Annotated in this window: 1 protein-coding gene; it reads left to right on the forward strand. The window is 66.3% G+C overall.

Annotated elements, in window-relative coordinates; genetic code table 11:
• Window positions 1–433: glycosyltransferase (locus ACYQ8K_RS30220; protein ID WP_459975061.1), on the forward strand; the 433-nt coding region annotated here is incomplete at both ends.

Raw genomic sequence — 433 nt, forward strand, 5'->3', positions numbered from 1 at the left:
GCCTGCCGACCGCCACGGTCGCCTCGCCGCGACGCATCGCCGAACGCGGTTCGCTGGAGATTCAGGCCTACGACGACGTCTGCTTTCCCGGGTTGGCCGACGAATGGGCGAAGTGGGGCACGCAGCGGCCGTTTGTCGGTTCGCTGACCATGGAACTGCCGACGGACTCCGACGACGAGACGTTGTCGTGGATTGCAAAGGGAACGCCGCCGATCTGTTTCGGTTTCGGCAGCATGCCGGTTGCCGAAACTCCCGCGGATACGGTCCGAATGATCGGTGCCGCCTGCGCGGAGCTGGGGGAGCGGGCGCTGATCTGCTCCGGCTGGAGCGACTTCAGCGACGTGCCCCAGTTGGAGCACGTCAAGGTCGTCGGCGTGGTCAACTACACGAAGATCTTCCCGGCCTGCCGTGCCGTCGTGCACCACGGCGGATC

Source organism: Mycobacterium sp. MUNTM1, from assembly GCF_054660795.1.